Genomic DNA, 26,163 nt, shown 5'->3' on the forward strand with positions numbered 1-26,163 from the left:
AAGCACGGCGGAAATCGGCCTCAGACTTTGGGAAATCCGCCTGCCCGGCTCAGCGCCGAGGGGGCAGGCCTGCCGATAGCCTCGCCGATCCAGCGCGCCGTTGCGATCAGGGCGTCCAGATCATAGTCGGTCTGATACCCGCCGCGCTCCAGCATATAGACCAGGTCTTCGGTGGCGATATTGCCGGTGGCGCCGGGCGCGAACGGACAGCCGCCGATGCCGCCGACCGAGGCGTCCAGCACGCTGATCCCCGCCTGGACGCCCGCATAGGCGTTGGCCAGTCCAGTGTTGCGCGTATCGTGGAAATGCAACCGCAGCACCGCATCGGGCGCCGCCTTCTTCGCCGCCTCGACCACCCGCGTCACGGCCCAGGGATCGGCGACGCCAATGGTGTCCGCCAGCCCGATCTCAGTGACGCCCAGTTCGCCCAGAACCCCGACCTGTTCGGCGATCAGATCGACCGAGACCTCGCCATCGAACGGGCAGCCCCAGACGCACGAGATCATGGCCGTCAGGGACGGCGTCCCCTCTGAGGCCTGGGCATTGTGCCGCCGGGCGATGATGTCGGCCAGCATCTCCTGCTGCTGTTTCGCCGTCAGGCCGGTGTTCTTCAGGCCGAAGCCGTCTGTCGCCGAGATCGAGACATTGACCTCGTCCACCCCGGTCGCCAGCGCGCGGTCGTAACCCCTGGCGTTCAGCACCAGGCCGATGCGGCTACGCCCGCCCTGATGCGGCAGGGCGGCCATCACCTCTTCGGCGCCCGCCATTTGCGGCACATATTTCGGGTGGACGAAGGAGACGGCCTCGATACGCTTGGCGCCCGCGTCTTCAAGTCGATGAACCAGATCGGCGCGGACAGCAGGCGCCAGCACGGCCTTTTCGTTCTGCAGCCCGTCCCGCGGGCCGACTTCGACGATCTGGATGAACCGGCTCATTGTCCTGACGCCTCCGGGACAGCCGCCGTGCGGGGCGGCGGCGCATAGACGGTCAGGCTGACATCATCCCCCGACGAATAGTTGTGGCCGTTGACCACGCCGACCGCCCGGCCCGACACGCCCAGCCGGCCAGCAGCGGCGCGGAAGGCGTCGGCGTCATGCGCCTCGACAATGGCGGGACGCCCCTCAGCCAGGGCCTCCGCCGCGCCCTGGGCGTCGGTCAGTTCGGTGTCACGCCCGGTCAGGAAGACGAAGCTGGGCTCATGGAAGCCGGTGATGGCGACGGGTCCCGGCGTGCGGCCCTGCCTGGGATGAAGGTCGGCGGCCTCCAGCGTCCGCTCCAGTTGAGGCGCGATGGCCAACGGACGCAGTTGACGGATCGTGCCCGCCAGCGACGCGTGACCGACGACGCCGAAGGCCAGGGACAAAATCAGGGCCGCGACCGGCGCCTTGTTCAAGAGCAGGAAGGCGCCGATGGCCGCCGCCGCCAGCGTCGTCACCACGGTCACCGCCGCCCAGGTCTGGGCCGTCGAAGTGCCATAGACCGTCAGCCCGTAGATGGTGATGCCGATCACCAGCACGGCGGCGAACACCGCCAGGACGGCGCCGGTGATGCGCGAAACCCTGCCGATGGGCCGCGCCAGGGCCGCCGCCGCCAGCAGGGCCAGGGCCCCAAAGGTCGGCAGGGTGTAGTGCCACAGCTTGGTCGGGGCCAGTTCGAACATCAGCCATCCGGGAACCAGCCAGCAGACCAGGAAGCGGATCGCCGGTTCCTCCCGGCGGCTCCATCCCGTCGAGACGGCGGCGGGCAACAGGAGCGTGGACGGGAAGAACAGCAGGGGCGCCAGCAACAGGTACATGCCGGGGAAACCCGAATGACTTTCATGGGCGCCCGCAATCTTGGGCGCCAGGTCGCCGCCGATGGCCTCGCGCCAGAAACCGCCGTCCGTGGCGATGGTGATGGCGATGGCCCAGGGCCCGACCATCAACGCAACCAGCGGCAGCCCCCAGCCCCAGCCCAGGCGCCCCAGCCATTTGATGTTTCGATCCCAGATCGACAGGGCGATGACAGCCAGGGCGATGACCAGAAACCCGATCGGCCCCTTGATCAGGATCGACAGGCCCAGGCCTGCCCAGAACAGGAACTTGTGCAAGCGGACAGGTCTCTCGCCTGCTCTCGTCGCCATATAGATGCGCGCCAGCGCCGCCATCGCCAGGGTCGTGGCCCCGCACAGCATGGCGTCGGTTTTTGCGATTCCCGCCTCGGACGACAGCAGGAAGGTGGTCCCCATGATGGCCCCGCCCAGGAAGCCGACACGCGACCCAAACAAGGCCGCGCCCGCCCAGGCCACGGCCCAGGCGGCCAGCATGGCGCCCAGCAGCGACGGAATCCGATAGGGGGCTATCTCACGATCCTCGACATCCGAGGTCAGGGAGACGGCGGCGGCCTGCAGCCAATAGATGCCGACCGGCTTCTTCCAGCGCGGTTCGTCCTGGAAGCGGATGTCCACATAGTCGTGGCTCTCCAGCATCTGGGCGGTGGCCTGGGCGAATCGGCTCTCATCGCGGTCCAGCGGCGGCATCAGCAGCAGACTGGGCAGTCCGGCGACAAGCGTCAGCAGGGCCGCAAACAAGGGCCCGCGCCAACCGGCGACATGGCGATCAAGATCAAACGTCTTCATCCTGCTTCCTTACACGCCGCCCGCACAGTCGTCAGCCGTCTCCCCTAAGCGACGCATCTCGGCTATGGAGCGGCCATGACCGTTGAATCCGCGCCCGACATCTCCGTCGTCGTCCCCGTCCATGACGAATCCGGGGCCGCCGTGCCTTTGGCGCGTGAAATCGCCGAAGCCTTCGCAGGTCGCTCTTTCGAAATGATCTTCGTCGACGACGCCAGCCGCGACGCGACCCTGGCCGAACTGCAGGCCGTCATGCCGGAACTGCCCATGCTGCGGGTGCTGGCGCATGGCTCCAACGCCGGTCAGAGCCGGGCCGTGCGCACCGGCGTCCTCGCTGCGCGCGGCGCCATCATCGTCACCCTGGACGGGGACGGACAAAACCCGCCGATCGACGCGCCCCGTCTCGTCGACGCCCTGATCGCCGCCCCTGCCGACGTCGCCCTGATCGGCGGCCGTCGCGCCAAACGCCAGGACAGCGCTGCGAAACGTCAGGCCTCGCTCTGGGCGAACCGCATCCGCAAGCGCCTGCTGGACGATGACGCCGACGACACCGGCTGCGGCCTGAAGGCCTTCCGCCGCGACGTCTTCCTGCGCCTTCCCTATTTCGACCATATCCACCGCTATCTGCCCGCCCTGGTGATCCGCGAAGGCTACCGAAACCAGTATCTCGACGTCGGACATCGCCACCGCGAAACGGGACGATCAAAATACACCAACTGGGGACGGCTGCGCGCCTCCCTGTCGGACCTGATGGGGGTGATCTGGCTCAAGTCGCGCTCTCGGCGACCGGGGGCTGTGTCCGAATTCTGACGCCGCCCGGCACCATAGATTGCATTAACACAACGTTAAGGAGAACCCCCAAACCCGCGACACATCGTCGTTCTCGGGATTTTCCCTGTAGCATCAAGGTCACGGTTGAAATTTCAGAGTGTTCAGCAAACCCCTTTGCGGCTCGACCTTCTACAGCTTCGCTGATATGAGCCACTATTAGGCGGTTTTCCCGTCGCATTTTTATCAACAAGGCGGAGGGATACCCCCAATGCGTATGAAGACTCTTGTGCTGGCCTCCAGCGCAGCAGCCGCCATGGCCCTTTCGGCCGGCGCCGCTTCGGCGGAACCCAACGGCTGGTACGGCGCGATCGACGCCGGCTACAAATTCGACCACGACATCAAGGCTGAATCGTCGACGACCGGCGCGACCTGGAAGTACGAGGTCAATCCGGGCTGGGCGGCCTTCGCCCGCCTCGGCTACCGCTTCAACCCCAACTGGCGCGTTGAACTGGAAGGCGGCTACCGCTCGGGCGACATCGGCAAGATCCGCGCCGTGTCCGGCACTCAGGGCCTCTGCAACCTGACGCCGGCCACCGGCGGCTGCTATTCGCCGGAAGGTGATATCCAGTCGACCACCCTGATGGCCAATGTCATCTATGACTTCGGCGGCTCAGCTTGGGGCGTTCGTCCCTTCGTCGGTCTCGGTGCCGGTGTGAACCGCGTCAACATCGACACGCTCGGCAATCTGCGCGCCAACCGCGGCGCCACGTTTGCAGCCGACGACACCTCGACCAAGTTCGCCGCTCAAGCGATCGCCGGCCTGTCCTACGCCGTTGGCGAACGCGCCAACATCGACCTGACCTACCGTTACCTGACGGGCGATGCGTCGTGGGATTCCAAGACGGTCGGCACCGGCGTCGGCGCCACCAACTTCGGCACCTGGGACGGCGACTACAACCAGGTTCACACCGTGACCCTGGGTCTGCGCTACAGCTTCGGCGCTGAAGAAGCAGCACCGGTTGCTCCTCCCCCGCCGCCGCCTCCGCCGCCCCCTCCGCCCCCGCCGCCTCCGCCGCCTCCGCCGGTTGTGCAGAAGCCGGCTGCGCGTCAGTTCGTGGTCTACTTCGACTGGGATCGCTCGGACCTGACGGCTGAAGCCCGTTCGGTCGTGACGCAAGCCGCCAACTACGCCAAGTCGGGCGCCCCGACCCGCGTGCTGATCGTCGGCTACACCGACACCTCGGGTTCGGCAGCCTATAACCTGGGCCTGTCCAACCGTCGTTCGCGCACCGTCGCCGACGCTCTGGTTGCTCAAGGCGTCAACGGCGGCGTCATCGCCCTCGACGGCAAGGGTGAAACCAACCTGGCCAAGCCGACGGCTGACGGCGTGCGTGAACCGCTCAACCGTCGCGCCACGGTCGACATCAACTTCTAAGTCGGAAAGGGCTCGCTCCGCGACAGCGGTGCGAGCCCCAACCACACGCCGAAGTTTGGTACAAAGAATAAAAGCCGCCGACTTCACATCGAAGTCGGCGGTTTCTTTTTGCCAGTTTGTCAGATTGCCTAATACAGCTCAGCCGTCATGGATGGCTGTTGTTCCACCGTCGTTGAAGCGCGTGGAGTTTTGTCGGAGCGGAGCACAGCGCCGCCGATGCCGATGACCAGCGTCGCGGTGAACAGGGCGCACATGATGGCGATCACCGCCAGTTTCACCCCGTCCAAGATCTCACGCCCCTGTGGCGTCACGTCAGCCCCGCTGAACCTGCCCAAACCTGTTCAAGCTGAACTGAGTTGGGCGAGAGGTGCAAGTCGGTGACTGGCCGCCAGCCCCTCCAGGCAAAAGAAAAGGGCAAGACCTGCGGCCTCGCCCTCCTTCGCAACAGTTTTTCGTCCGTAATCAGCCGGTGAACGGACGGATCAGGATTTCGACGCGGCGGTTCTGCGCCTTGCCTTCCGGCGTCGCGTTCGTTGCGACCGGATTGCGCGAGCTGTTGCCTGCCACATAGAGGCGTTGCGCGATCACGCCGCGACGCACCAGCTCCGAAGCCACGCTGCTGGCGCGGCGCTCGGACAGGGGCTGGTTGATGGCGTCGCCGCCCGACGAATCGGTGTGGCCGATGATGTCGATGGTCGAGCGGTCATATTCCTGCAGAACCCGCGCCACGTCATCGAGCACCGGCAGGAAGCGCGGGTCGATCGAGGACTGGTTGGTGGCGAAGGTCACGTCCGACGGCATGCGCAGGACCAGGTTGTCGCCCTGACGCGCGACGCCGACGCCCGAACCGGACAGCTGGGCCTCCATGGCGCGCTGCTGGCGGTCCATGTACTGGCCGACGGCTGCGCCGCCCAGAGCGCCGATGCCCGCGCCGATGAGGGCGTTCTTGCGGCCCTGCTCGCCGTTCGAGGTGTTGGTCAGATAGCCGAGCACCGCACCGCCCAGCGCGCCGGCGAGGACGCCCGTGCCGGTGTTGTTGCGTGTCGGGGTGGAGCTGTACGGATCGGTCGTGGTGCAGGCGGCGGCGCCCAGCAGGGCGGCGATGGAGACACCGACGACGATAATCTTGGCGCGCATGGATTGGTCCTTCCGATTGGCGGTCTGGCGCGGAAACGCACGCTTACTGTGGAGGTTCCAAGCTGTACCTTAGGTGAACAAGGACGACCATGGTTCATCGTCACGGTGCGCGCCCATGAACTGACAAGGTTGCGGATTAGGCGTATGGGAACCGCCGCACACAGCTACAGTGAGGACGACGCCGATGAGCGCGACCCCGACCGAAACCCCGTCGACCGACGACCGCGCCATCAAGCCCGTGTCGATGACCGGCTATGACGCCGATTTTCAGGCCTTCAGCGACGCCCTGGGCGCCTCCTTCACCCGCTACGGCTTTGCGGTGATCGCCGATCACGGTCTGGACCAGCAACGGATCGACGCCGCCATCAATGACGCCAAGGCCTTCTTCGCCCTGCCCGAAGACGTGAAACGCCAGTACCACCAGCCGGGAACCGGCGGGGCGCGCGGCCTGACCCCCTTCGGCGTCGAAGCCGCCAAGGGCGCCGCGACCGTGGACCTGAAGGAGTTCTGGCACGTCGGCCGCGAACTGCCTGCCGACCACCCCTATCGCAAATACATGCGTGACAACCTGTGGCCGACCGAGGTCGAGGGCTTCCAACCCCATCTGTACGGCATGTTCGAGGACCTGGACGCTTTGGGCCGCAAGATCCTGCGCGCCATCGCCCGGTATCTGGAGCTGGGCGACGACTATTTCGAAGACAAGGTCGAGATGGGCAACAGCGTGCTGCGCATGCTGCACTATCCGCCGGTTCCCGCCGACGCCCCTGGCGTCCGCGCCGGCGCCCATGAGGACATCAATGTCATCACCCTGCTGCTGGGCGCCGAAGAAGCCGGTCTTCAGCTGAAGGAAAAGGACGGCAGCTGGCTGGACATCGCCCCGCCGCCCGGCGCCCTGGTCGTCAATATCGGCGACATGCTGCAGCGCCTGACCAACCACGTCCTGCCGTCGACCACGCACCGGGTGGTCAATCCGGCGCCGGAACGTCGCGGGTTCGCCCGCTATTCGACGCCCTTTTTCCTGCACTTCAACCCGGACTTCCCGATCGAGACCCTGCCCAGCGCCGTCACGCCGGACAATCCCGACCGCTATGCAGGCAAGACCATCCTGGCCGAGGACTATCTGACCGAACGTCTGCGCGAAATCCGCCTCCTCTGAGGCGGATCAGCGCGTGATGCGCAGGCGGGTGATATCGCGGCCGATGGCCTTGAAGGCTTCGCTCAGGTCAGTGCTGGACGTCGGCAGATAGGCGTAGTCCGGGCTGGTCGCGCAGTTCTTCATCAGATCCGCCGCCGCCCCGGTCGTGCCGACCTGGAAGCCCACGGTGTAGACCGTGATCCCCTGGGCCTTCATGGCCGTGCACAGTTTCAACGCCTGACTGGTGGAGCTGCCGTTGGGGGCGTTCTGGTTGATGTGATCCGGTGTCGATCCCGAGCCGGTGCCGGCGTCCGAGGAAATGACGCCGTTCGAATAGGGGGTATTGAACTCGCCGTCCGTCATCAGGATCACCGACTTCAGCACATTCATGTCGCGGTACGGCCCGGCGCCGTTCGAAGGCCAGAGCGAGTTGAAGTTGGGCGACACGGTGTACCAGCCCCAGGCCGCCCCGATATGGCCAGCCGTCGATCCGCCGATCGTCAGGGCGTTGATCGCGGACTTGAGCCCCGGCTTGTCGCTGGACAGCGGGCGCAGCGGCGCATTGAGGCAGGGATTCAGCCCATTGTTCAGATTGTCGGCGGGATAGTTGAAGCCGAGGCGGGCCGAAGACGGAGACGCATCCGTATAGGCCTGATTGCCCGCCCGTTCACTGACGCAATCGCTGTTCTTCAGCGCACGCAATGAACCGGATGCACTGGTGAAGACCCGCCAGGCGCAGCCGTTCTCACCACAGGCCGTCGTGCCGCCGCGCGTATAGGTCTGTCCGCCCACGACATCGACGATGAAGTCATTGGTGTTCACTTCCGACACCGTAAGGGGGCGTGTGTTCAGATAGTCCATGCCCTGGACGCCTTCGAACACCACAGTGCCGTTTCGTGTCAGCAGGCCATGATTGCTGGCGGTCACCTTGGGCTTGCAATCCGTCCGCAGACATTTTGCGACATAGGCGGGTTTTGACGCGCTGCCGGTGAAGGTGCTGTAATTCCGACTGTCGATAACAGCGCCGTTACCGCCGATCAGCTGGAACGTCCTGGCGCTGGCGTTGACGTTGGTCACTGTGAAGGCGACGCCGTTCAACTGCGTCATGCCGCTGGCGTTCCAGATCGCCACCCGATCGCCGTTGACGAATCCATGAGCGGCTGTGGTGGTGAGCACGGCGGGATTGGCCTTGGTCACGGCGCTGATCGAGGCGATGTTTCCCGTCGACCAGGCGATATTGGTGACATTGGCCGTCGCGGTCGGCACGCCACGCGCATTATTGGCGTAACCGCCCAGGTTCACGCCCATCGAATAGGGGACCAGGGACATCTTGGTGTAATAGGGCGTCTGGACATCCTGAACCACGATATCCACCAGTTGATTGGCGGCGCTCTTCAGGGATTCGATCTTGCCGTTGTTCATCGAGCCGGTGACATCGAGCACCAGGGCGACTTCGATGTTCTTGGACGAGCGCTGCACGTCCGAAGACGAGGCGACCGGAAGCGTGTCGTCCAGCAGCTTGCCATAGGGGGGCAGGATGATGTTGGCGACCAGGGTCTTGACCTGGATCTTCGCCGCCCCCTTCACGACCTGATTGGCGTCGACCGTAAAGCTGATGTCGCTGTCATTGAAGCTCACGCCGTCTGTAGCCCGCAGGTTCGCCTTCAGCGCCGTCAGGCCCACGGCGTTCAGCTCCTTGGTCTGATCGGAGGTGTAGGGCGAGCGCGCCGCGGCCAGGGTGGCGGCGTCCAGCGCATCCTGCAGATTGGCTTTCGCGGTCGAGACGCGGTTGATGTCGATGCCGCCGAAGACCAGCATCAACAGCACCGGCAGACTGAGGCCGAACATCATGGCGACATTGCCGCGCTGATCGGCGCCCAGCCGCGCCAGGAAGCGGGTCAGTTTGGGCCATGCCCCGATGTTCAGCCGTTGAGACGCCAAGATCGTGCTTCCGCGACCGGACGCAAACTCGCCCGCTGGTCGTCACCATGGCGCCCGCCGGTTAAGGGAAGGCCCAAACCTCAGGGTTAACCGCGATTAAGCTTCAGACCATCCGCATCTGCGACCCTGGTTCTGTTGGGTCAGCCAAGTGTTCAAAGGGGCGAAATAGTCGGCGATGGCCGAGGCGTCATTGCCTTCGTCGCCGGTGAAGGCCTTCATCGCCTCCTGCCAGGGGCGGGACTGACCCATTTCCAGCATGGCGTTGAAACGGGCGCCGACCGCCGTGTTTCCATAGGTGGAGCAGCGGTGCAGAGGCCCGGTCCATCCCGCCTGGCGGCAGGCCGCGCGCTGGAACTGGAACTGATAAATGTGCGCCAGGAAGTAGCGGGTGTAGGGCGTGTTGCCGGGCACATGGTATTTCGCCCCGGGATCAAAGGCGTCAGCCGGGCGTGCGCCGGGCGGGACCAGCCCCTGATATTTCAGCATGTCAGCGGTCCAGGCGGCGTTGTACTGGACCGGCGTCGTCTCGCCCGAGAACACGTCCCAGCGCCAGCGGTCCACCATCAGGCCGAAGGGCAGGAAGGCGATCTTGTCCAGCGCCATCTTCAGCAGGAAGGGAATGTCCTCGTCCTCGCCCGGCACCTGATCCAGCAGCCCGATCTGGTGCAGATAGGTCGGCGTCAGGGCCGACAGGCCGATGAAGTCGCCGATGGCCTCGTGGAAGCCGTCGTTGGCGCCATTGCGGAACAGCATCGGCTGGTCCTTGTAGGCCCGCTGATAATAGTTGTGCCCCAGTTCGTGGTGCACCGTATAGAAGTCGTCGGCGTTGACGTTGGTGCACATCTTGATGCGGATGTCGTCGGCGTTGTCCAAGTCCCAGGCCGAGGCGTGGCAGACCACCTCGCGGTCGCGTGGACGCACGATCTGGCTGCGCTCCCAGAAGGTCTGCGGCAGGGGCGCCAGGCCCAGAGAGGTGTAGAAACCCTCGCCGGTGCGCACCATCCTGGTCGGGTCATAGCCCGCCTTCACCAGCAGGTCGGTCAGGTCATAGCTGGACGCGCCGCCCGTCGCCGGGGCGACGATGTCGTAGATATTGCCCCACTGCTGGGACCACATATTGCCCAGCAGGTCAGCGCGGATCGGGCCGTGATCCGGCTGGACCGCATCGCCGTATCTGGCGTTCAGCCGCGCGCGGACATAGCAGTGCAGGTTCTCGTAGAAGGGCTTCACCTGGGCCCACAGCCGGTCCGTCTCGGCGGCGAAATCATCGGCGGGCATGTCATAGCCCGAGCGCCACAGGGCGCCGGTGTCGGCGAAGCCCAGCTCGCGCGAGCCTTCATTGGCGATTTCCACCATGCGCGCATAATCGACCTTCATGGCCGGTGAGATCGTGCGCCAGCCCTCGTAAAGCGCCTTGGTCTCCTGCGGGTCGCGGCTGTCCGCCAGGATCAGCGACGCCTCGTCCAGCGTGATCTGGCGACCCTTGTAGTCGAACTTGCCGGTCGAATAGGCCGAGTCCAGACGGGTGGTGATCTGGGCCAGTTCGTCGGCCGCGCCCGGCCGGTTGGGCGCGGGCAGGACAAGGCCAAGACGCAGCAGATCCAGCTTGCGGCGCACGTCCGGGGCGACCGTCACCGTGTTGAACTTGGCCGCCTGATTGGCCAGCTGCACCTGAAGCTCGGTCACCTCGGCGTTGACCTTGGATTCCAGCCACATGGTGTCGAAGGTGATGTTCGTCGCCCGCGACCACTGCACGCGCGCGGCGTATTCGGTGATCTCGGCCCAGCGGGCCTCGGCGTCGGCGATGAAGGCGTTCGCGCCTGCGGTGGTGGCCGGATAGTCCGCCTTCAGCCCGGAACCGGCCTGGATCTGCCCCTGGCCCTGCCCCTGGGTCGAGGCCGCTTCGGGATTATGGGCCGACGTCGAGGCGCAGCCTGCGGTGATGGCAAGCACGCAGACTGCAGCGGCGGTCATCAACTGACGCTTCATGATGGATCTCCTGAACAGCCCGTGCAGGAGAGGCGACGACCATCACGCCGTCAAGCGCTGCGGCTTCAGCGCAGAACGCAGGCGCTGAGCCCCTGTCCCCGCACCGTGCCCATGGCCGCCTGGACGCGGGCGCCCCTGCGGCGGACATAAGGACCGGGATCGGCCGCCTGATACCGGCGCGGCGCAGGCAGGATGGCGGCCAGACGCGCCGCCTCGCGCGGGGTCAGATCACGGGCGTTCTTGTTGAACCAGTGCTGCGACGCGGCCTGGGCGCCATAGACGCCCGGCGCCCATTCGACCACGTTCAGATAGACCTCCATGATCCGGCGCTTGCCCCAGAAGGTCTCGATCAGGACGGTGTAGCCCGCCTCCAGCCCCTTCCTGACCCAGTCGCGCGACGGCCACAGGAAGACGTTCTTGGCCGTCTGCTGGCTGATGGTCGAACCGCCCCGCATACGCCCGCCGTCAGCATTGTGGTCCAGCGCCTTCTGGATGGCGTCCATGTCGAAGCCGTTGTGGCTGCAGAACCGCGCGTCCTCAGAGGCGATGACGGCGTTGACCAGATTCGGCGATATGTCGTTCAGCCCGCGCCACTGGTAGTCCAGGCCCTCGCCCCGCACGACCTGACGCAGCATCAGAATGGTGGGCGTCGGCGGGACAATGGCGAACAGGGCCACGCCGACAAACGGAAACAGCGCCAGAACCAGGATCAGCGTCAGCCAGAACCGGCGCTTGCGGGGTTTCTTGGACTTGGTCATCGCGATATTCTGGTCAAGCTTGGGCGGGACGCAAGCAGCCTAGAGGATCAGGACGCCGGCGGCGCCGTCCTCGTCGGCCCAGGCCACCTTGTCGGCGGCAGGGCTCAGCGTCAGAGCGACGATGGACGCCCCCTTCTCGGCCTTGATGAAATTCAGGCCCTGCGCCGCCGGATGGGCGACCCAGACGCGGCCGTCGGCCAGACCGGCCGCCATCAGCCCGTGCTCAGGCCGCGCCGACACCAGATTGACCAGGGTCGTGTCGTCATAGCCGATCTCTGTCGCCTCGCGCCCCATCGGGCCGTTCGAGCCGATGAAGGGCCACAGCACCACGCCCTGCGCGCCCGAGGTGGCCATCAGCTGACCATTGGCCAGGAAGGCCATGGACCGGACCTTGCCGGGATAGCCGCCCATGCGCAGGCTCTTGGAATCCTTCAGCCGCCAGCCGTGCAGCTGGTTGTCCTGCATGGTGGTGACGACGAATGCGCCGTCGGGCGAGAAGGCCACGCCGGTGTGCGACCCGGCCCAGGCCAGCTTGACCGGCTGCTGCTTTTCGATCCGGGCGTACCACAGGGCGGCGCCGCCATAGGTCGAGGTGGCGATGCGACGGCCCTTCGGCTCGAAGGCCACGCCCGAGACGGTGCGTTCATGCGCGTAATCGCGGCGGAAGCCGATATCCTTGGGATCAATGACCGACAGGGTGCGGCCATAGGAGAAGGCGATCAGGCCCGAGGCGGGCGAGGCGTCGATGGCGTCGATCCACTGGCCCTTGGCGGTGGCCAGAACCACCGCATCCTCGTCGCGACGCGTCCAGACCACCTTGCCGTCGTCGCCGCCCGTGACCACGCCTTCGTTGGACGGATGGACCACCGCGCAGAGGATGGCGCCGTCGTGCGCCTCGACCCGCGTGCGATCCTCGAACCGCACCGAACCATCGCCCAGGGCGAAGACGGCGCCGGTGTTGTCAAACAGGGCTGCGGTGACCTGGGCGTCGAAATCGAAAGTCATGAAGGGGCGTCATCCGGTTGAAGGCGCCTGCATATAGGAAGCCGATGCGCGACGCACGGCCCTGTCTTCAGACCGGATCTGTCGGCCGTGGCGCGGGTTCTTCTGGAAGGGGAATGAACTCCAGGTCGTCTTCGCTGGGCAGCGCCATGCGTCCGGCCTTCCAGTCGGCCTTGGCCTGGTCGATTCGCGCCTGGCTGGAGGCGACGAAATTCCACCAGATCAGGCGCTGGCCCACGGGTTCGCCGCCCAGCACCATCACCGTGGCGGCGGTGATCGCCGTGATCGTCGGTTCCGCCGTCGGCTCCAGCACGATCATCTGGCCTTCGTGGAAGGTGCGGTCGCCGACCTCGATCGAGCCCTTGGCGACAAACAGCGCCCGCTCGCTCATGCCTCCCGCGCCTGCACCGGCGGGCGGGGTGGTGCGCACGCCGGGCTGAAGCTCCCAGTGCACATAGAAGAGCGGCGACGACACCGGCGCGCTGGCCCGGGCGCCGTAAGCTTCGCCCGCCACCAGACGCGCGAACAGGCCGCCGTTCTCATAGGCGGGCTGGGCGTCCTCGCCCAGGTGATGGAAGGACGGGTCGATCTCCTCGGCCTCTTCCGGCAGGGCGACCCAGGCCTGCATCCCGTGCATCCTGCCGCCCAGGCTGCGTTTCAGCGGGTCGGTGCGTTCAGAATGGACGATGCCCTTGCCGGCCGTCATCCAGTTGACCTCGCCGGGGCGGATAACCTGATTATAGCCGAGGTTGTCGTGGTGCATGATCTCACCCTCGAACAGATAGGTCAGGGTCGACAGGCCGATGTGCGGATGCGGCCGCACATTGATGGCGTCGGCGCCCGGCGCGAACTCGGCCGGGCCCATCTGGTCCAGAAAGATGAAAGGCCCCACCATCCGGTGCGAATGGAAGGGCAGGACGCGGCCGACCTCGAACCCGCCAAGGTCCTTGCGACGCGCGTCGATCACCAGTTCGATCATGGTCTTCTCGTCCTCGGGCGAAAATCCGCCGCCTGAACGAGTTTATCCGACGTGAGGCGTCACAATGCCAAGTGGCAAGGCGGTCACATTCTTCACGCCGCGGGTCACGATATGGCTTTCGCAGTCCGAGACGATGCCCAGGGCCAGCAGTTTCTCGCGCAGGAAACGGTCGAAGGCGTGCATGTCCGAGGTGATGATGCGCAGCACATAGTCCTCGCGCCCCGTGATGGTGGCGCACTGGACCACTTCCGGCCACTTGGCGACGGCGGCCTCGAACAGATCGAGGTTCTCGGCCGAGGGCAGCGACAGCTTGACGATGGCGTAAACCTCGAAATCCAACCCCAGAAGCTGTGCATTAAGAAGCGTGACACGCTTGGTGATCAGGCCGGAATCTTCCAGCCGTTTGATCCGGCGCCAACAGGGCGAGGCCGAAAGGCCGACGCGATCCGCGACTTCCGCGACCGACAACCCGGCGTCTTGTTGAAGGATATCCAGGATACGGGCGTCGATGGGATCGAGTTCGTCCGCCAATGCGTTTCTCCGATTGTGGTTATGGCGAAATAAAATACCCGAAATCGGGATTTAGCAAGGTCAAATTGAGCGAGCACCTGCTTAGGCGCCGTGATATCAAACGTCCAGAGGAAACACGGACGGACCCCCGAACGGACTTGGACGCCCGCATGAACGATAAAATCATGAAAAAGAACAGTCACGCCTTGTCATTACGCGTGCCGGAACCCTCTGGCCGACCGGGTGACACGCCGGATTTCAGCCACCTGCAATTTGATGCTGCAGGCGCCGTCGAACGGCCTGAAGTCGGCGCGACGGCCTATGAAATGCGCGATCTGGCCTTCCGCCTGATTCGGGTGCTGGACGACGAGGGTCACGCCGTCGGTCCGTGGAACCCGCGCCTGGACCCTGAGACGCTGCGTCGCGGCCTCAAGGCCATGATCCTGACGCGCGCCTTCGACGACCGGATGCACCGCGCCCACCGCCAGGGCAAGACCAGCTTCTATATGAAGTGCACCGGCGAAGAGGCCATCGCCGTGGCTCAGGGCATGGTGCTCAGCCGCGAGGACATGGGCTTCCCCACCTATCGCCAGCAGGGGCTTCTGATCGCGCGCGGCTATCCGCTGGTTGAGATGATGAACCAGATCTATTCGAACGCGGCGGACCCGATCAAAGGTCGCCAGCTGCCGATCATGTATTCGTCCAAGGAGTACGGCTTCTTCACCATCAGCGGCAATCTGGGCACCCAGGTGCCGCAGGCGGTCGGCTGGGCCATGGCGAGCGCCTACAAGGGCGACGACAAGATCGCCATCAGCTGGATCGGCGACGGGGCGACGGCGGAAGGCGACTTCCACAACGCCCTGACCTTCGCCTCGGTCTATCGCGCCCCGGTCATCCTGAACGTGGTCAACAACCAGTGGGCCATTTCGTCCTTCATGGGCATCGCCGGCGGTCTTGAGACCACCTTCGCCTCAAAGGCCATCGGTTACGGCCTGCCGGCCCTGCGCGTGGACGGCAATGACTTCCTGGCGGTCTGGGCCGCGACCCAGTGGGCCGAGGAGCGTGCGCGCACCAACCAGGGCGCGACGGTGATCGAGCTGTTCACCTATCGCGGCGCCCCGCATTCGACCTCCGACGACCCCAGCCGCTACCGCCCCGGCGACGAGCACGAGAAATGGCCGCTGGGCGATCCGCTGGATCGTCTGCGCCAGCACCTGACCGTCATCGGCGAATGGGACGACGCGCAACACGCCCAAGCCCTGAAGGACGCCGTCGAACAGGTTCGCGCCGCGGGCAAGGAATCCGAGGCCATCGGCACCCTGGGCCAGTCGCGCCCCAGCGTGAAGACCATGTTCGAAGAGGTCTATGCGACCGAGGACTGGCGCCTGGTTGAACAACGTCGCGAAGTCGGGGTCTGATCATGAGCGAGCAAACCACCTTCACGGAAGCCGACCGCAACGACGGCGTCGAACCCGACATGGTCGACCAGAACGCGGCGCCCGCCTCGCAGGCGAGCGGTTCCGGCGTCGTGCCGATGAACATGATCCAGGCCCTGAACTCGGCCATCGACGTCAAGATGAGCGAGGACGAGAACGTCCTGTCGTTCGGTGAGGACGCGGGCTATTTCGGCGGCGTCTTCCGCGTCACCGACAAGCTGCAGCAGAAGCACGGCCTGACCCGCAGCTTCGACGCTCCGATCAGCGAATGCGGCATCGTCGCCGCCGCCATCGGCATGGGCGCCTATGGCCTGCGCCCGGTCGTGGAGATCCAGTTCGCCGACTACATCTATCCGGCCTATGACCAGATCGTCTCCGAGGCGGCCAAGATGCGCTACCGCTCGGGCGGTCAGTTCACCTCGCCCATCACGATCCGCAGCCCCTACGGCGGCGGCATCTTCGGCGGCCAGACCCACAGCCAGTCGCCGGAAAGCCTGTTCACCCATATTGCGGGCCTGAAGGTCGTCATTCCGTCCAACCCCTATGACGCCAAGGGCCTGCTGATCGCCGCCATCGAGGACGATGATCCGGTGATCTTCTTCGAGCCGAAACGCCTGTACAACGGCCCCTTCGACGGCTGGCACGAGAAGCCGGTCAGCCCGTGGAAGGCGCAGGATCTGGCCCAGGTTCCGACCGGCAAATACGTCGAACCGATCGGCAAGGCCCGCGTGATGCGCGAAGGCAATGACGTGACCATCCTGGCCTATGGCACCATGGTCTGGGTGGCCCTGGCGGGCGCTGACCACGCCGGCGTGGACGCCGAGGTTATCGACCTGCGCACCCTGGTTCCGCTGGACATCGAGACCATCGAGGCCAGCGTCAGGAAGACCGGCCGCTGCGTCATCGTGCATGAGGCGCCGAAAACCTCGGGCTTCGGCGGCGAACTCTCGGCCCTGGTTCAGGAGCGCTGCTTCTATCATCTGGAGGCGCCCATCGCGCGCGTGACCGGCTGGGACACCCCCTACCCCCACGCCTTCGAGTGGGAATATTTCCCCGGACCGCAACGGGTTTCAGACGCCTTGAAGAGCGTCATGACTGGCCAAGCTTTAGGGAAGGGTCGTTAAGATGGGTCGTTTCGTCTTCAAACTGCCCGACGTGGGCGAAGGCACCGCCGAGGCCGAACTGGTCGGCTGGCACGTCAAAGTCGGCGACCAGGTCGAGGAAGACCAGATCGTCGCCGATGTCATGACCGACAAGGCCACGGTGGAGATCACCGCCCCCGTCTCGGGCAAGGTCGTCGCCGTCCACGGCGAACCCGGCCAGATGATCCCTGTGCGCGGCCCCTTGGTCGAGTTCGAGGTCGAGGGTGCGGGCAACGCCGCCGACGCGCCCGCAAAAGCCCCTGCGCCAAAACCCGCCGCAGAAGCCGCGCCCAAGCCTGCATCCCAGCCTGCATCCAAGGCAGCGACTGCCGCGCCCGCGCCTGTCGTCGAGGCGGCTGGCGGCAACTATGTCTTCAAACTGCCCGACGTCGGCGAAGGCACCGCCGAGGCCGAACTGGTCGGCTGGCACGTCAAGGTCGGCGACGCGGTCGAGGAAGACCAGATCATCGCCGACATCATGACCGACAAGGCCACGGTGGAGATCACCTCGCCCGTCGCTGGAATCGTCGTGGTCCTGCACGGCGAAGCGGGTCAGCAGGTGCCGGTCGGCGGCCCGCTGGTGTCGTTCAATGTCGAGGGCAAGGGCAATGTCTCCGCTGCGCCCGCGAGCATCCCCGCCGCCGCGCCCAAGGCCGATGCGCCCGTCCCGGCGCCGGTCGTCAAGAGCGCGCCTGCTGCAACGGCTCAGTCCGCAAAGCCCGTCCCCGCCCTGACCGGCCGTGCGCCGGGCGAACGCCCGTCCGCCTCGCCCGCCGTGCGCAACCGCGCGCGTGATCTGGGCGTCGATCTGACCTTCGTGCCGGGATCCGGTCCTGCGGGACGAATCACCCACGAGGATCTGGACGGCTTCATCGCGCGCGGCGGCTCGGTCCCCGCCTCCGCCCCCGCAGCAGGCAGCTCCGCCTACGCCAAGGCGGAAGGAACGACCGAGGTCCGCATCATCGGCCTGCGCCGCAAGATCGCGGAGAAGATGGCCGAAAGCGTGCGCCGCATCCCCCACATCACCTATGTGGAAGAGATCGACGTCACGGCGCTGGAGGAGCTTCGCGCCCATTTGAACACCACCAGGGCCAAGGACCAGCCCAAGCTGAACCTCCTGCCCTTCATCGCCCGCGCCATCGTGGTGGCCCTGCGCGACCAGCCGCAGATCAACGCCACCTATGACGACGAGGCGGGCGTCCTGACCCAACACGCCGCCGTGCATCTGGGCATCGCCGCCCAGACGCCGAACGGGCTGATGGTGCCGGTGGTCCGCCACGCCGAGGCGCTCGACCCCTACGCCACCGCTCTCGAGATCGCCCGCGTTTCCGGCGCGGCCAAGGACGGCTCGGCCAAGCGTGAGGAGTTGAGCGGCTCGACCATCACCATCACCTCGCTGGGCACGTTGGGCGGGGTGGTCCACACCCCGATCATCAATCACCCCGAGGTCGCCATCATCGGCCCCAACAAGATCGCCGAACGGGTCATGGTCAAGGACGGCCAGATGGTCGTGCGCAAGATGATGAACCTGTCCTCCAGTTTCGACCACCGCATCGTCGACGGCCACGACGCGGCGGTCTTCGTGCAACGGATCAAGGGTCTGCTGGAGAACCCGGCGACCTTGTGGATGGGGTGAACCGCTTCCTTCTCCCGCTGGGAGAAGGTGGCTCGCGCAGCGAGACGGATGAGGGTTCGGTCTAAACGATCAGACACCGCCCCCTCACCCTTTCGCGCCAGAACGACGGCTGAAGCCGCCGTGCGCTCAAGCCCTCTCCCGCCGGGAGAGGGAGACAAACGGAACGAACGATGCAGCAGATCAAAACCAAAGTCCTGATCATCGGCGCGGGCACCGGCGGCTATGTCGCGGGCATCCGCTGCGGCCAGCTCGGGCTGGAGACCGTGCTGGTGGATGGCGGAGACGGGCTGGGCGGCACCTGTCTGAACGTCGGCTGCATCCCCTCCAAGGCCATCATCCATGCGGCGGGCAAGTTCGAAACGGTGGCCAAGGCGGCCAGCGGCGGGACGCTGGGCATCACGGCGGCGGCGCCCGCCATCGACCTGAAGCAGACGGTCGAGTGGAAGGACGGCATCGTCCGTAAGCTGAACAATGGGGTCGCGGCCCTGCTGAAGAAGGCCAAGGTCAAGGTGATCAAGGGCTGGGCGAACTTCGAAGACGCCAAGACCTGCGTGGTCACAACCGACGACGGCGAGGTGAAGATCACCGCCGAACACGTCATCCTGGCGACGGGGTCCGAGCCGGTCGAACTGCCCTTCCTGCCCTTCGGCGGCGACGTCATCTCCTCCACCGAGGCGCTCAGCCTGTCCGAGGTTCCCAAGAAGCTGGTCGTGGTCGGCGGCGGCTATATCGGGCTGGAGCTGGGCATCGCCTTCCGCAAACTGGGCGCCGAGGTGGCCATCGTCGAAATGGCCGACCGCCTGCTGCCCCTCTATGACAAGGCCCTGACCGATCCCGTCGCCAAATGGCTGGCCACCCACGGCGTCGAACTGCATCTGGGCGCCCGCGCGGGCGGCTTCGGCCCTTCTGAGCAGGGAGGGGGCAAGCTGAACGTCACCACCAGGGACGGCGCGCCGCTGCAGTTGGACGCCGACAAGGTTCTGGTCACCGTAGGCCGCAAGCCCCGCACCCAGGGCTGGGGTCTGGAGAATATGGGCGTGGCCATGGCCGGGCCGTTCGTGAAGATCGACCAGCGCTGCGCCACCTCCATGAAGAACGTCTGGGCCGTCGGCGACCTGACCGGCGAACCCATGCTGGCGCACAAGGGCTCGGCCCAGGGCGAGGTCGTCGCCGAGATCATTGCGGGTCATGACCGAATCTTCGATCCCGTCACCATCGCCGCCGTCTGTTTCACCGAGCCGGAGATCGTCTCCGCAGGCGTGGGACCGCAGGACGTCGAGGGCCGCGACGACGTGATCCAGGCCGTCTTCCCCTTCGCCGCCATCGGCCGCGCCCTGGCCATCGAGGCGGGCGAGGACGGCGGCTTCGTGCGGGTCATCGCGTCCAAGGCCGATCACCGAATCCTGGGCATCCAGGCGGTGGGCCAGCATGTGTCGGAACTGTCCAACAGCTTCGCCCAGATGCTGGAGATGGGTGCGGTGCTGGAGGATGTGGCGGGCGTGATCCACGTTCATCCGACCCTGGGTGAAGCCTTCCATGAGGCGTCCCTGCGCGCCCTGGGCCACGCGATCCACATCTAGCCGCGGCTGACCTAAGACCAGATTTTCCGCACGGGCGTTGAAGTCGAGTTTCAACGCCCGTCGATCAAGATCAAAGCCCAGCTTGATGTCGACTGGATCAAAACGATCTGTCCGCCCACGTCAGTCGCCTGCGCGGCCTTGGCTTGTCGTGACCAGTTTTGCGCACGTCGCCTCTGCCGACACATCACGAAGATGAACCTTTGTTCATGTTCATTACGGCACGTTGCCTAAGGAACAGGGGTCGCTAAGGTCGGTGTCACCTGAAATTTTAGGAGACGCCCATGCGTTTCGCCCCTCTCGTCGCCATCGCCGCCCTGACGGCCGTGGCCACTCCGGTTCTGGCCCTGACGCCTCCGACCGCATCCGCCCAAGCCGCCGCGCCCGCCCTGCGCGCCGCGCCGGTGTCGGAACTGGTCCGCGAAGTGGACATCCCCTACACCAAGTTCACCCTGCCCAACGGCCTGACCGTTCTGGTGCATGAGGATCACAAGGCCCCGGTGGTGGCGGTGTCGGTCTGGTACAACGTCGGCTCCAAGGACGAACCGGCCGGCAAGACCGGCTTCGCCCACCTGTTCGAGCACCTGATGTTCGGCGGCTCCGAGAATGCGCCCGGCAGCTATTTCACCCCGATGCGCAACATGGGCGCGACGGACATGAACGGCACGACCTGGTTCGACCGCACCAACTATTTCGAGACCGTCCCCACCCCGGCGCTGGAACAGGCCCTGTTCCTGGAAAGCGACCGCATGGGCTACATGCTGGGCGCCATCAGCCAGGAGACGCTCGATCTGCAGCGCGGCGTCGTCCAGAACGAGAAACGCCAGGGCGACAACCAGCCCTATGGCCTGTTCGAATACGCCCAGCTGGAAGCCCTCTTCCCCGAAGGCCATCCCTATCGCCACTCGACCATCGGTTCGATGGCCGATCTGGACGCCGCCTCGATGCAGACGGTGCGCGACTGGTTCCGCTCCAACTACGGCCCCAACAACTCGATCCTGGTGCTGGCGGGCGACATCACGCCTGAAAAGGCGCGCGAGCTGACGCAGAAGTATTTCGGCCCCATTCCTGCGGGTCCGGTCAACAATCCGGCCCAGGCCGCCGTGCCGACCCTGCCCGCGCCGGTGCGCCAGACCATGCATGACCGGGTGTCCAACACCCGCATCAACATCAGCTGGGCCGTGCCCGGCCTGACCGACCCCGATCTGGTGCCGCTGAGCGTAGGCGCATCGGTTCTGGGCGGCCTGGCCAGCTCGCGTCTGGACAACGAACTGGTGCGCGGCGACCAGACCGCCGTTGCGGTCAGCTCCAGCGTGTCGGACTTCCAGCGCGTCAGCATCTTCGACATCCAGGCCGATGTGAAGCCGGGCGAAGACCCCGCCGCCGTCGAACAGCGCATCCTGGGCATCCTGAACGGCCTGATCGCCAATGGCCCGACCCAGGACGAGATCAACCGCGTCGCGACCCAGTATGTCGCGGCCCGCATCAAGGGCCTGGAGCAGGTCGGCGGCTTCGGCGGCAAGGCTGTCGCCCTGGCCGAAGGTCAGCTCTACGCAGGCGATCCAGAGTTCTACAAGAAGACCCTGGCGGCCTACGCCTCGGTCACCCCGGCCCAGGTCCAGGCCGCGCTGCAGAAATGGCTGACGCGTCCGTCCTTCACCGCCGTGACCCTGCCGGGCGAGCGTGAAGCCTATGTCGAGGCCGCCGCGGCGCCGTCGGGCGCCAACCACACGCCCGCCCCGCCCATCGAGCGGGTGGCGCGCATGGCCAAGCCTGAAATCGGCCAGGTCGCCAACATCGACTTCCCCGCCGTACAGCGCGCCGAACTGGTGAACGGCACGGAGGTGATCTACGCCCAGCGCGCCGCCGTGCCGACGACCAAGATCGCCGTGGAGTTCGATGCGGGTCTGGCCGCCGACACCCCCTCCAAGCTGGGCCTGCAAAGCCTGATGCTGGACCTGATGGACGAGGGCACCCGCACCCTGAACGCCACCCAGCTGGCCGAGGCCCAGGAAGCCCTGGGCGCCCGCATCTCGACCGGCGCCAGCATGGACCGTTCGGTGATCTCCCTGGACGCCCTGTCGCCCAACCTGGACGCCTCGGTCGCCCTGCTGGCCGATGTGATCCGCCGCCCGGCCCTGGCCCCGGCGGAGCTGGAGCGCCTGCGCGCCACCCGTCTGGCCCAGATCGCGGCGGAACGCACCCAGCCCGCCGCCCTGGCCAACCGCGCCCTGCCTGAACTGATCTATGGCGCGGCCAGCCCCTATGGCCGTCCGTTCAGCGGCAATGGCGACGAGGCCAGCATCCGCTCGATCACCGAGGCCGACATCCGCGCTGAATACGCCAAGTGGATCCGCCCGGACAGCGCCAAGATCTTCGTGGTTTCGGACAAGCCTCTGGCGGAGATCCTGCCGGTCCTGAACGCCCAGCTGGGCCAGTGGGTCCCGCCCGCATCGGCCAAGCCGGTCAAGGACTTCTCGGCCCCGATCCCGGCGACCACGGCGCGTATCGTGCTGATCGACCGTCCGCAGTCGCCCCAGTCCTACATCCTGGGCGGCGAGGTTCTTGCGGCGTCGGGCACCGACGACCTGCTGGTCCTGAACGCGGCCAACAATGTGCTGGGCAACGACTTCCTGTCCCGCATCAACTCGGACCTGCGCGAGACCAAGGGCTGGTCGTATGGGGTCAACGCCTCGGTCGCCGGTTTCCGCAATCGCGTGCCCTACCTGGTCACCGCCCCGGTTCAGGCCGATCAGACCGGCCCGGCCATCGCCGCGCTGAACACCCAGTTCAACGACTTCCTGAAGGGTGGCAAGGGTGTCACGCCAGACGAACTGCAGCGCACGATCAACGGCAATACGCGTCGTCTGGCGGGCAGCTATGAGACCTCCGGCGCGGTCCTGAGCGCCCTGCGCTCCAACGACCTGCTGGGCCGCCCGGACAACTATCCGGAAACGGTGGCGGCGCGCACCAACGCCCTGACGACGGCCCAGCTGGACGCCGCCGCCAAGGCCGCGATCGATCCGTCGCGCTTCGTCTGGGTGGTCGTGGGCGACGCCTCGGTGGTCAAGCCTCAACTGGACGCCCTGGGCATCCCGGTCGAGGTGCGGGCCGCAGCGACGCAATAAGGCCGTTCACAGCCAGAACGACGAAGGCCCGGAGATCGCTCTCCGGGCCTTTTTCGTATTCCCGCCTGTCCTCTTCGGAACGATCCCGAGGATGACGAAATCAGTCCAGCGTCGCGCCGGTCGTGCGCATGATCTCGGCGCGCAGTTCGGGCAGGCCCAGGCCCTTCTCGGACGAGGTCAGGGCCACGACGGGGAAGGCCGCGGGGCGTTTAGAGATGGCCTTCAGCGTGGCCTCCTGAACCTTTTCGCCCTCGCCCTTCTTCAGCTTGTCGGCCTTGGTCAGTACGATCTGATAGCTGACGGCGGCCAGGTCCAGCGCGTCCAGCGCCTCGGCGTCGACGCTCTTGAGGCCGTGACGGCTGTCGATCAGCAGATAAACCCGCTTCAGCGTCACCCGGCCGCGCAAATAGTCGCGGCCCAGGTCCTGGAACTTCTTGACCGTGGTCTTGGACGCCTTGGCCCAGCCATAGCCGGGCAGGTCGACCAGACGCAGCCTTCCGTCCAGGTCGAAGAAGTTGACCTCGCGCGTGCGGCCCGGCTCGTTGGAGGCGCGGGCCAGCTTGTGCATGCCCACCAGCCCGTTGATCAGGCTGGACTTGCCAACGTTGGAACGGCCCGCAAAGGCGATTTCCGGCAGGTCGGGATCAGGCAGCTGCTCGATCTTGGCCGCGCCCATGATGAAGGTCGCGGGCCGCGCGAACAGGATGCGCGCGGCCTCGATGTCCTCGGGCGTGAAGTCGGTTTCGTCGGTCACGCGGGCTTCGGTTTCTTGAACCGGGCGATGAAGCTGTCGATGGGGTTTTCTGCCTTGTAGCGGTGCATGATGACGTACTGCTGCAGGATGGTCAGGATGTTCGACCAGGCCCAATAGACCAGCAGGCCCGCCGCGAACGGCGCCATGATGAAGGTGAAGATCAGCGGCATGAACTGGAAGATCTGACGCTGGACCGGATCAGCGGCCGGCGGGTTCATCGCCGTCTGCAGCCACATGGTCAGACCATAGGCGATGGCCAACAGGCCCAGGTGCAGCGGACCGGCCAGCAGGCCGCCGATCAGGGGCGCCGCCGCTGGATCCCACGGGATCAGGCCGAATAGGTTCCAGATCGACGACGGGTCACGCGCCGAAAGGTCGTGGATGAAGCCCAGGAACGGCTGGTGACGCATTTCGATGGTCACCGTCAGCACCTTGTACAGGGCGTAGAAGACCGGGATCTGCAGCAGGAGCGGAAGACAACCGGCGACCGGGTTGATCTTCTCGTTCTTGTACAGGGCCATCGTCTCCTGTTGCTGCTTCTGCGGATCGTCTTTGAAGCGCTTCTTGATCTCCTCCATCTTGGGCTGGAGGTTCCGCATCTTGGACATGCTGGCGTAGGCGTTGTTGGCCAGCGGGAACATGACCAGCTTGACGATGACCGTCAGGGCCAGAATCGCGATGCCGAAGCTGCCGACCACCGCATAGACGTTCTCCAGGATCCAGAAGATCGGACGCGTCAGGAACCAGAACATGCCCCAGTCGATCGCATAGACGAAGCGCGGCAGGTGCAGGCTGTCCTCATAGGTCTTCAGGACCTCGGCGCGCTTGACCCCGGCGAACAGGCGCTGGGTCTCGGTCGCGGTCGCGCCCGGCTGGATGGTGCGAGTCGCGCCCAGCACATTGGCTTCCAGCTGCTGGCCGCCATTGACGTCACGGACGCGGAATTCGGTTTCGACCGCCTCGTCCTGCTGGGGCAGCAGGGCCGCCAGCCAGTATTTGTCGGTGATGCCCAGCCAACCGCCCGTCGAGGCGTTGGCGATGCGCGGCTCTTTCAGCCAGTCCTTGTACTTCTTCTGCTCGGTGCGATAGGCGCCGGGCTTGCCGAAAGTGCCGATCGCGCCCTCGTGGACGATGTGCGACGAACCGGCTGCGGGCGGCACGCCCTGACGCTGGACGCTGCCGTACGGGGCGATGGTGATGGCCTGGGTTCCCAGGTTCTGAACCGTGTCCTGGATCGAGAAGACGTATTTGTCGTCGACCGACACCACGCGGGTGAAGCGCAGACCCTGCTCATTATCCCAGGTCAGGGTGACCGGCGTGGTCGGCGTCAGGGTGGCGCCATTGGTCAGACGCCAGACCGTGTTGGGGCCGGGGACGCCGCCCGCGACATTGGGGCCGGTCCAGCCGAACTGGGCGAAATAGGCGTTCTGCATCCCTTGCGGGCGGAACAGCTCGACCGGCTCGGGCTTGTCCTGGGTTTCCTTGTAGTCGGTCAGGAACAGGTCATCGATGCGCGCGCCCTGCAGCGACAGCGAACCCTTCAGTGTGCCCGACTGGATCGGCACGCGGGCCGCCGTCGCCAGGGCCTGGCCCCGGTCGGCGACATAGGCCGAGCCTGCGGGGCTCTGGCTGGTCTGACCGGCGTTGATGTCGGTCTGGGTCTTCTGCTCGGCCTGCGCCTGCTGAATGACAGCGCGGCGTTCGGCCTGCGGACGCAGGACGGTCAACCAGTAGATCCCCAGGATCAATACCGAGCACACGATGAAGATGATCGTGTTGCGCGAATTCTCGTTTTTCATGGATTCTGGCGGTCCTGGCCGGAAGGGGCGCGGGCGTTGGAAGGCCGATCAGCCTTAGGTGTCGCCAGCCTTGTAAGCGTCGTTTTCACGTCGTCAAGCAAACGGTCCCACGCACGCTCCGTCGTGCCCATGCGGGCGATGAAGACATAGTCGCTTCCGGGCACGCCGTGGACGGCGAGCATGGCGCGCGCAGCCTCGCGCAGACGGCGTTTGGCGCGGTTGCGAACCACGGCCCCGCCCACCTTGCGGGTGGCGGTGAACCCCAGGCCGATGTGCGACGAACCGTCGCCGCGCTCCAGCCTCTGGATCACCACGGCGCCGCGCGCCTCGGAAACGCCTTTGGCGGCCGCCAGAAACTGGGGCCGCCGCAACAGACGTTTGATCTGTAAAGGGTCGCTCATGCGTCCAGATGTGCGGACG

21 protein-coding genes are annotated in these 26,163 nt (G+C 65.9%); 8 read left to right on the top strand and 13 right to left on the bottom strand.

The window, feature by feature from the left end:
• Positions 1–20 precede the first annotated feature (20 nt).
• Together KWG56_RS14515 and KWG56_RS14520 are read right to left on the bottom strand one after the other, a co-directional pair.
• On the bottom strand, positions 21–935 hold the full coding sequence (locus KWG56_RS14515; protein WP_219352674.1) for a hydroxymethylglutaryl-CoA lyase: 915 nt from the start codon (positions 933–935) through the stop codon (positions 21–23).
• Positions 932–2,617, bottom strand: coding sequence for an ArnT family glycosyltransferase (locus KWG56_RS14520; protein ID WP_219352675.1), 1,686 nt, complete (start codon positions 2,615–2,617; stop codon positions 932–934). Before KWG56_RS14520 ends, KWG56_RS14515 begins: the two co-directional genes overlap by 4 nt.
• Before the next feature lie 75 nt (positions 2,618–2,692).
• Here KWG56_RS14520 and KWG56_RS14525 point away from each other — a divergent pair, with 75 nt between their 5' ends.
• Together KWG56_RS14525 and KWG56_RS14530 are read left to right on the top strand one after the other, a co-directional pair.
• Positions 2,693–3,424, top strand: a complete 732-nt coding sequence (locus tag KWG56_RS14525) for a glycosyltransferase family 2 protein (RefSeq protein ID WP_201098655.1) — start codon at positions 2,693–2,695, stop codon at positions 3,422–3,424.
• A 235-nt stretch (positions 3,425–3,659) separates the two neighbouring features.
• Entirely contained in the window at positions 3,660–4,820 is a 1,161-nt protein-coding gene (locus KWG56_RS14530) for an OmpA family protein (RefSeq protein ID WP_219355317.1), read from the top strand.
• A gap of 128 nt (positions 4,821–4,948) precedes the next feature.
• Here the strand turns inward: KWG56_RS14530 and KWG56_RS14535 are convergent, their stop codons facing one another.
• Complete coding sequence (locus KWG56_RS14535) at positions 4,949–5,107, bottom strand: hypothetical protein (protein ID WP_219352676.1); 159 nt, start codon at positions 5,105–5,107, stop codon at positions 4,949–4,951.
• A 175-nt stretch (positions 5,108–5,282) separates the two neighbouring features.
• Complete coding sequence (locus KWG56_RS14540) at positions 5,283–5,957, bottom strand: YiaD family glycine zipper/OmpA-like lipoprotein (protein ID WP_201098651.1); 675 nt, start codon at positions 5,955–5,957, stop codon at positions 5,283–5,285.
• Positions 5,958–6,141: 184 nt separating this feature from the next.
• On the opposite strand from KWG56_RS14540, the gene KWG56_RS14545 reads away from it, so the two are divergent.
• Complete coding sequence (locus tag KWG56_RS14545) at positions 6,142–7,113, top strand: isopenicillin N synthase family dioxygenase (protein ID WP_201098649.1); 972 nt, start codon at positions 6,142–6,144, stop codon at positions 7,111–7,113.
• Between the two features lie 6 nt (positions 7,114–7,119).
• Here the strand turns inward: KWG56_RS14545 and KWG56_RS14550 are convergent, their stop codons facing one another.
• The 6 genes from KWG56_RS14550 to KWG56_RS14575 form a co-directional block, all read right to left on the bottom strand.
• Positions 7,120–9,033, bottom strand: a complete 1,914-nt coding sequence (locus tag KWG56_RS14550) for a pilus assembly protein TadG-related protein (protein ID WP_219352677.1) — start codon at positions 9,031–9,033, stop codon at positions 7,120–7,122.
• Between the two features lie 96 nt (positions 9,034–9,129).
• The gene (locus KWG56_RS14555; RefSeq protein WP_219352678.1) at positions 9,130–11,022 is read right to left on the bottom strand and encodes a M2 family metallopeptidase; all 1,893 of its coding nucleotides are present in this window, start codon (positions 11,020–11,022) and stop codon (positions 9,130–9,132) included.
• Positions 11,023–11,087: 65 nt separating this feature from the next.
• Entirely contained in the window at positions 11,088–11,780 is a 693-nt protein-coding gene (gene mtgA, locus KWG56_RS14560; protein ID WP_219352679.1) for a monofunctional biosynthetic peptidoglycan transglycosylase, read from the bottom strand.
• A 39-nt stretch (positions 11,781–11,819) separates the two neighbouring features.
• The gene (locus KWG56_RS14565) at positions 11,820–12,785 is read right to left on the bottom strand and encodes a WD40 repeat domain-containing protein (protein WP_219352680.1); all 966 of its coding nucleotides are present in this window, start codon (positions 12,783–12,785) and stop codon (positions 11,820–11,822) included.
• A gap of 67 nt (positions 12,786–12,852) precedes the next feature.
• Complete coding sequence (locus tag KWG56_RS14570; protein WP_219352681.1) at positions 12,853–13,761, bottom strand: pirin family protein; 909 nt, start codon at positions 13,759–13,761, stop codon at positions 12,853–12,855.
• A gap of 42 nt (positions 13,762–13,803) precedes the next feature.
• Positions 13,804–14,292 (bottom strand): Lrp/AsnC family transcriptional regulator, encoded by a 489-nt coding sequence (locus KWG56_RS14575; protein ID WP_201098638.1) that lies wholly within the window; start codon positions 14,290–14,292, stop codon positions 13,804–13,806.
• 149 nt (positions 14,293–14,441) lie between these two features.
• Here KWG56_RS14575 and KWG56_RS14580 point away from each other — a divergent pair, with 149 nt between their 5' ends.
• The 5 genes from KWG56_RS14580 to KWG56_RS14600 all read left to right on the top strand — a co-directional run bounded on the left by KWG56_RS14580 (position 14,442) and on the right by KWG56_RS14600 (position 23,190).
• On the top strand, positions 14,442–15,689 hold the full coding sequence (locus KWG56_RS14580) for a thiamine pyrophosphate-dependent enzyme (RefSeq protein WP_244999530.1): 1,248 nt from the start codon (positions 14,442–14,444) through the stop codon (positions 15,687–15,689).
• A gap of 2 nt (positions 15,690–15,691) precedes the next feature.
• Positions 15,692–16,831 carry an alpha-ketoacid dehydrogenase subunit beta gene (locus KWG56_RS14585; RefSeq protein WP_219352683.1) on the top strand — a complete coding sequence of 380 codons (1,140 nt, stop codon included), beginning with the start codon at positions 15,692–15,694 and terminating at the stop codon, positions 16,829–16,831.
• 1 nt (position 16,832) lies between these two features.
• Positions 16,833–18,485, top strand: a complete 1,653-nt coding sequence (locus tag KWG56_RS14590) for a 2-oxo acid dehydrogenase subunit E2 (RefSeq protein ID WP_219352684.1) — start codon at positions 16,833–16,835, stop codon at positions 18,483–18,485.
• Between the two features lie 170 nt (positions 18,486–18,655).
• Positions 18,656–20,065 (top strand): dihydrolipoyl dehydrogenase, encoded by a 1,410-nt coding sequence (gene lpdA / locus KWG56_RS14595; RefSeq protein ID WP_219352685.1) that lies wholly within the window; start codon positions 18,656–18,658, stop codon positions 20,063–20,065.
• Between the two features lie 281 nt (positions 20,066–20,346).
• Entirely contained in the window at positions 20,347–23,190 is a 2,844-nt protein-coding gene (locus tag KWG56_RS14600; protein WP_219352686.1) for a M16 family metallopeptidase, read from the top strand.
• A 100-nt stretch (positions 23,191–23,290) separates the two neighbouring features.
• On the opposite strand, the gene yihA is transcribed toward KWG56_RS14600, so the two are convergent.
• From yihA to rnpA, 3 genes are read right to left on the bottom strand one after another with little or no spacing between them, the layout of a single operon-like run.
• Positions 23,291–23,944 (bottom strand): ribosome biogenesis GTP-binding protein YihA/YsxC, encoded by a 654-nt coding sequence (gene yihA / locus KWG56_RS14605; protein WP_201098633.1) that lies wholly within the window; start codon positions 23,942–23,944, stop codon positions 23,291–23,293.
• A complete protein-coding gene (yidC, locus tag KWG56_RS14610) occupies positions 23,941–25,743 on the bottom strand; it encodes a membrane protein insertase YidC (protein WP_219352687.1) in 1,803 nt (600 codons plus the stop codon). The genes yihA and yidC overlap by 4 nt, the downstream gene beginning before the upstream one ends.
• Complete coding sequence (gene rnpA / locus KWG56_RS14615; RefSeq protein WP_219352688.1) at positions 25,740–26,144, bottom strand: ribonuclease P protein component; 405 nt, start codon at positions 26,142–26,144, stop codon at positions 25,740–25,742. The genes yidC and rnpA overlap by 4 nt, the downstream gene beginning before the upstream one ends.
• Between the last annotated feature and the right edge of the window lie 19 nt (positions 26,145–26,163).

It is taken from the genome of Brevundimonas nasdae (assembly GCF_019395145.1).
In the GTDB taxonomy this organism is placed as follows: domain Bacteria; phylum Pseudomonadota; class Alphaproteobacteria; order Caulobacterales; family Caulobacteraceae; genus Brevundimonas; species Brevundimonas nasdae.